The organism is Bradyrhizobium sp., assembly GCF_049586575.1.
Taxonomy (GTDB): domain Bacteria; phylum Pseudomonadota; class Alphaproteobacteria; order Rhizobiales; family Xanthobacteraceae; genus Bradyrhizobium.
Genome location: NZ_JBAVCF010000592.1, coordinates 1 through 4,909 on the forward strand (window position 1 = coordinate 1; position 4,909 = coordinate 4,909).

At 57.6% G+C, this 4,909-nt stretch carries 3 protein-coding genes and 1 pseudogene; 1 reads left to right on the plus strand and 3 read right to left on the minus strand.

The genetic code is table 11. From position 1 onward, the window contains the following. Positions 1 to 860: 860 nt before the first annotated feature. Positions 861 to 1,067: a cold-shock protein gene (locus WB528_RS22190; RefSeq protein ID WP_423890712.1), complete on the minus strand. Its 207-nt coding sequence runs from the start codon at positions 1,065 to 1,067 to the stop codon at positions 861 to 863. A 454-nt stretch (positions 1,068 to 1,521) separates the two neighbouring features. Beyond that, positions 1,522 to 1,671: a hypothetical protein gene (locus WB528_RS22195; protein WP_423890715.1), complete on the minus strand. Its 150-nt coding sequence runs from the start codon at positions 1,669 to 1,671 to the stop codon at positions 1,522 to 1,524. Positions 1,672 to 1,829: 158 nt separating this feature from the next. On the opposite strand from WB528_RS22195, the gene WB528_RS22200 reads away from it, so the two are divergent. Next, complete coding sequence (locus WB528_RS22200; protein WP_423890714.1) at positions 1,830 to 3,719, plus strand: NF038122 family metalloprotease; 1,890 nt, start codon at positions 1,830 to 1,832, stop codon at positions 3,717 to 3,719. 711 nt (positions 3,720 to 4,430) lie between these two features. Here WB528_RS22200 and WB528_RS22205 read toward each other — a convergent pair. Then, positions 4,431 to 4,909, minus strand: a pseudogene (locus WB528_RS22205) (hypothetical protein); the annotation flags it as partial.

A 4,909-nucleotide genomic window follows, 5' to 3' on the forward strand; every position in this document is an offset into this window, starting at 1 on the left:
CGGCTATACCCCGATTGATCCTGATGACGCTAGCCGCGTTGCGACGATGCCTGCGGTGCAGCGCCGACCAGCGCATCGCGCGGATTGTTCAAATGCAGCTTCGTCAGAAAATCAGCACCAAGAGGTATTGAAATCAAAAAAGACGACGTCAGCGCGAGCCGCCGCAAGCCATACCACACACGACTGCACCGCCTCCCCCGATAACTGCCGTCGAAACGGACTGAGAGCTCGGCAGTCAAGGCCAATAGCGGCCATCACGCTGAAGGATTGGCCCGGAGTTCCGCCAATGCTACCTTGCCTGCACGGGTAGCTTCCGACATTGTTTCGAAAAATTCAGATTGTCGGACCGGCTTACTCTTTCCCGCCGCGTAAATTTCCCATCGCCACGATTTGGGCGGATGCCCCCTATTTTTGATAGCGAGGCTGTAATCAATCGGACTGAAAGATGAGATCGTTTCCATCCGAATGCTATTGAGATGCTGTCTGGCAATCGACAAACCCGGAATAGGCACGCCGCAGCGTCGACTCGCATTCCTCCGCACGCTGCCGCGCCCTCTCAGAACCCCAGCACCACAGAATTTCACGTAAGTCCCGAATGGCGACATCGACTGCAGTCGCCAAGTCAATCCCGCCATCAGTGCCATCGTCCATGCGATAGTCGCTGAGCCTTAGTATTTCGGCGCCCACGCTTCACTCCCGAATCAATCCACCTGCAGAATGGAGGCCAGCGGTTAACGAGCCGTGAGCTGGCAGGGGCTCGAGCGGTCTTGTGCCAATGGTGCAATGGCACCTGGCACAGCCTCAACACGGACAAATGCATCGAGGCCACAACGCGTTGTTGGCGGGCGCCCGGCCGAAAATCAGCGCTGGACCTTGAGGTTTTCTGCTGACGTTTTGCCCTTATTCGCGACCTCCTCGTATTCGACGACCTGCCCTTCATTGAGACCGCTCAGGCCGGCTCTCTCGACCGCCGAGATGTGGACGAAAACATCTTTGCCGCCGCTCTGCGGCTGAATGAAACCGTAGCCCTTTTGCGAATTGAACCACTTCACGGTACCTTTAGCCATCAAATCACCTCCGATATATCAGTGTCCAACGTCATACCGAAGCGCCTGTTCGGTGTCACCAACTACCGATTATATTGCACCCGCCAGATGAGTACAGGAAAAATCATTGCCAATGGAATCCGCTCTGCCCCACTCTCGCTCCCTTACTTATGCCCTCGTTTGGCATTTTTCAGCGTACTTGCCGGGCGGGCAACCCTTTTGGGCCCGCCGTGCTCAAATTCCTCATAGCTGTCCACGATGAAATTGCCCGGCGCGGCAGGATGCTCTCCGCCGCGCCCGCTCCGGGCCTCTGTGTGCGCGGGGAACTGCCGTTGCTGCTAGTGAGCGGCAATCAGGCAGCAATCCTGCGCGCGCCCGCCAACGTGAGGTGGCGAACCTATCCCGTTGAACGAAAGCAGCACGCTGGGAAATGGTCCACAAATCCGTCCAAGTGGTGCACTGGTTGCTTTATGTCTTACTGGTCGTCGTGCCCATCCTCGGCTGGATTAATGCTAATTGGCGCGGCTATCCAGTGACTCTGTTCGGCACGTTCGAATTGCCGAAGATCATCGCCACCCTCAGGCTGAATGAATCCGTACGCCTGCGCTGCGTTGAACCATTTCACTGTGCCCCAATGTGCATTCGGGCTTGTAAAGAGTTTCCTCGAATGCCCCCACGCCTGCTCAGACCTTTGATTCAGATCAAGGCTTTTCTTGCGGAGAACGCGCAATTTTTAACTTTAAGTGAGGGTCTTTTCATCCCAACGCGTCGCAGGAGAACGCCATGAAAATCAACGTCACTTACGACTCGAGCGTCGCCTCTGCGCCCGCGCAATTTGTGCCCGACGTTAATATCGCAGTCAATTACATCCAGAGTCTATTTCCTGACGAACCGGCGAGCTTCAATATCACCATCGGCTATGGTGAAAGCGGCGGCAACTCGCTTGGGTCGTCGACCCTTGGCTTGGCGGTGACTTACCTGATCAACGAACCGTATTCGACGGTGAGAAATGCGCTGATAGCGGACGCCGCGTCGGGTTCCGCTTCGTTGCCGACCAATTCGCCCTACTCGGGCACCATGCGCGTCAGTACAGCCGAAGACAAAGCGCTCGGGCTATATTCGAGCAGCAACATCGACGGAAACATCGGGTTCTCCAACACGCTTCCCTTTGATTACGATTACAACCAAACGCCCGCGGCGGGCACGTATTATTTCGTCGGCGTGGTCGAGCACGAAATCGGCCATGTGATGGGTAGAATATGCGGGCTTAACAACCCGGGCTACTACTCGGCCATGGATCTGTTTCGTTACGCGTCGCCGGGCGTACACCCCGGCCAGCCCAATGGCTCGCCCCCTTACGCTTATTTCTCCACCGACAACGGCGCGACCAGCCTGGCCAGCATCTACAACGGCTCCAGCGCCGGCAGCACCGCCGATTGGGACGGAAGCAATATTCCGAACGGTGGCGTCGACGCGTTCCGCGCGTTCACTCCCTCTGGCGTGCTGGAACCATTCACGTCGACCGATTTCACGTTAATGGATGCGCTGGGTTGGGGCGAGGCGCCTTCACCGCCCCCGCCGCCCCCGCCGCCGCCGATTTCCGCGGACATGATCATGCGCAACGGCGGAAACGGCAATTACCAAATCTACAACATCGGCAACAACAGCATCATGGGGACGGCCTCATTGGGTCAGGTCGGATTGGAGTGGCGGGTTGCGGGCGTCGGCGCGTTCTATGGGATCGACACGTCCGACATGATACTGCGCAACAGCAATACCGGCGCGTTTTGGGACTATAACATCAATAACAATCAAATCGTCAGTTCCGCGCCGATGGGTCAGGTGGGATTGGAGTGGCAGGTCGCAGGCTTCGGTAATTTCGGCGGCGACTTCAACAAGAGCGACATGCTGATGCGCAACGGCAATACCGGCGCGTTCTGGGTCTATGACATCAACAACAATCAAATCGTTAGTTCCAACGCCATGGGGCAGGTTGGACTGGAGTGGCAGGTCGCAGGCTTCGGCAATTTCGGCCGTACCGCCAATGAAACCGACATGCTGATGCGCAACAGCAATACCGGCGTGTTTTGGGTCTATGACATCAGCAACAATCAAATCGTCAGTTCCAACGCCATGGGACAGGTGGGGTTGGAGTGGCAGGTCGCAGGCTTCGGCAATTTCGGCGGCACCGCCAATGAAACCGACATGCTGATGCAAAACCGCAATACCGGCGCGTTTCAGGTCTACGACATCAGCAACAATCAAATCGTCAGTTCCGGCGCGATGGGACAGGTGGGACTGGAATGGCAGGTGGTAGCTTTCGGCAATTTCTTCGGCACCGGTGCTGACACCGACATGCTGATGCAAAACCGCAATACCGGCGCGTTTCAAGTCTATGACATCAGCAACAATCAAATCTTCGGTTCGAGTGCCATGGGACAGGTAGGATTGGAGTGGCAGATGGCGGGGGCTGCATCGAGAATCAGCGCAATCGCCACACCCGATGATGCCGGCACAATCACGACGTCCGAGGATATCGGCACGACCGCTCTGCTGGCGCAAACGATGGCAACAATGGGGAGCGGCAACAGCGGGATTGAGAGCTTCAACCCGGTCCCCCTGGGGGGCGAGGCGCCACAGCCATCGTCGCTTCTGGTGCCGCCGCAGGCGTGAGGTGTTCAGTCAACGTCGCGGCACAATTACGTTTTGTCCGACCCGTGCTGCCGCCGAATGCTCATAGCGGAATCCGCCGCCAGTGACGAAATCGGCCTGAGCGGGCAGTGTCGACGTCAGCCAAATTCAGGGCTCTGCGCGAACCGTACCTTTCGGTCAAAGCACTGAGCCGCCGAGAAAGTGGTATCGGAGAGCACCGGCCTGACGGGCATCCCGAGGGTCCAGAGCCTGATCGAAAGCAAGGCCCCACGCCGTCTCTCGGGGACCAACGGGCCGACAGGAGAATACGACCGCATTGTCGGTGGCGGAGGGAGTGTCCGCCTATAGACAATAATTCTCTTGATTTTTCAAAAGTTTAGCTTTGAAGACCGTCAAACACCCACAAATAGACCCCTACCCTCTACGCTGGCACCGGAACCTGGGAGACTCTGTCTTGTCCGGAAAGTTTCATTGCCGCCATTTGATCGATATGCCGGCTTCAAGTTGGCTTGTCCGTCGGCCTCAGGGCCGTTTATCACCCAACTGCCGACATATCGCTGCGTCGCACTAAGTGATGCAACGGACCAGGAAGAGACTTGGTCGGGCGAGGTTTAACTCGGCGTCACCCCGCGCACCATCATCCAGCTGGGAGTATCGTCAGCAGTGTTTGTTGCGTCGGTATCTCGGGTCCGATTTGCGCAGTATTTCCCGCGCTAGCGGGTGCGGTCGTGCCTATCGAGGCCATAGCCTGCACCAGTTGGCGTTTGCAGGGGCCGCGCCCGGCGGATCGGCGGCCATGCCGGCGACCGACCACTCCGTCCCGACTTGACCCATCGAGACGGCATTCGTGATCTGGTTGCTGCCGATGTTGTAGAGCTCGAAGGCACCGCTGTTGCTGTTGCGCATCAGCATATCGCTTTCGCCGGCATTGCCGGAAAAATCGCCAAAGCCGACGATCTGCCACTCCAATCCAACCTGGCCCATGCCGGACGAAAACGTGATCCGGTTGTTGCTGACGTCGTAAATCTCGAACGCGCCAGTTTTGCTGTTGCGCATCAGCATATCGCCGGTCTCGCCAGCACGGCCGGAGAAATCACCGAAGCCAGCGATTTGCCATTCCAGCGCGACTTGTCGAGTCGCGCGGAGGAGTTTCACCTCCGCGCGCTCCCAGAACCGTGCATGACCCTCTCGAGTCACACGGCTCCCGATGT

Excerpts from the sequence above, each read along its gene's own strand:
- WB528_RS22190 (WP_423890712.1), bottom strand. The coding sequence starts at position 1,067 with ATGGCTAAAGGTACCGTGAAGTGGTTCAATTCGCAAAAGGGCTACGGT.
- WB528_RS22200 (WP_423890714.1), top strand. The coding sequence starts at position 1,830 with ATGAAAATCAACGTCACTTACGACTCGAGCGTCGCCTCTGCGCCCGCG.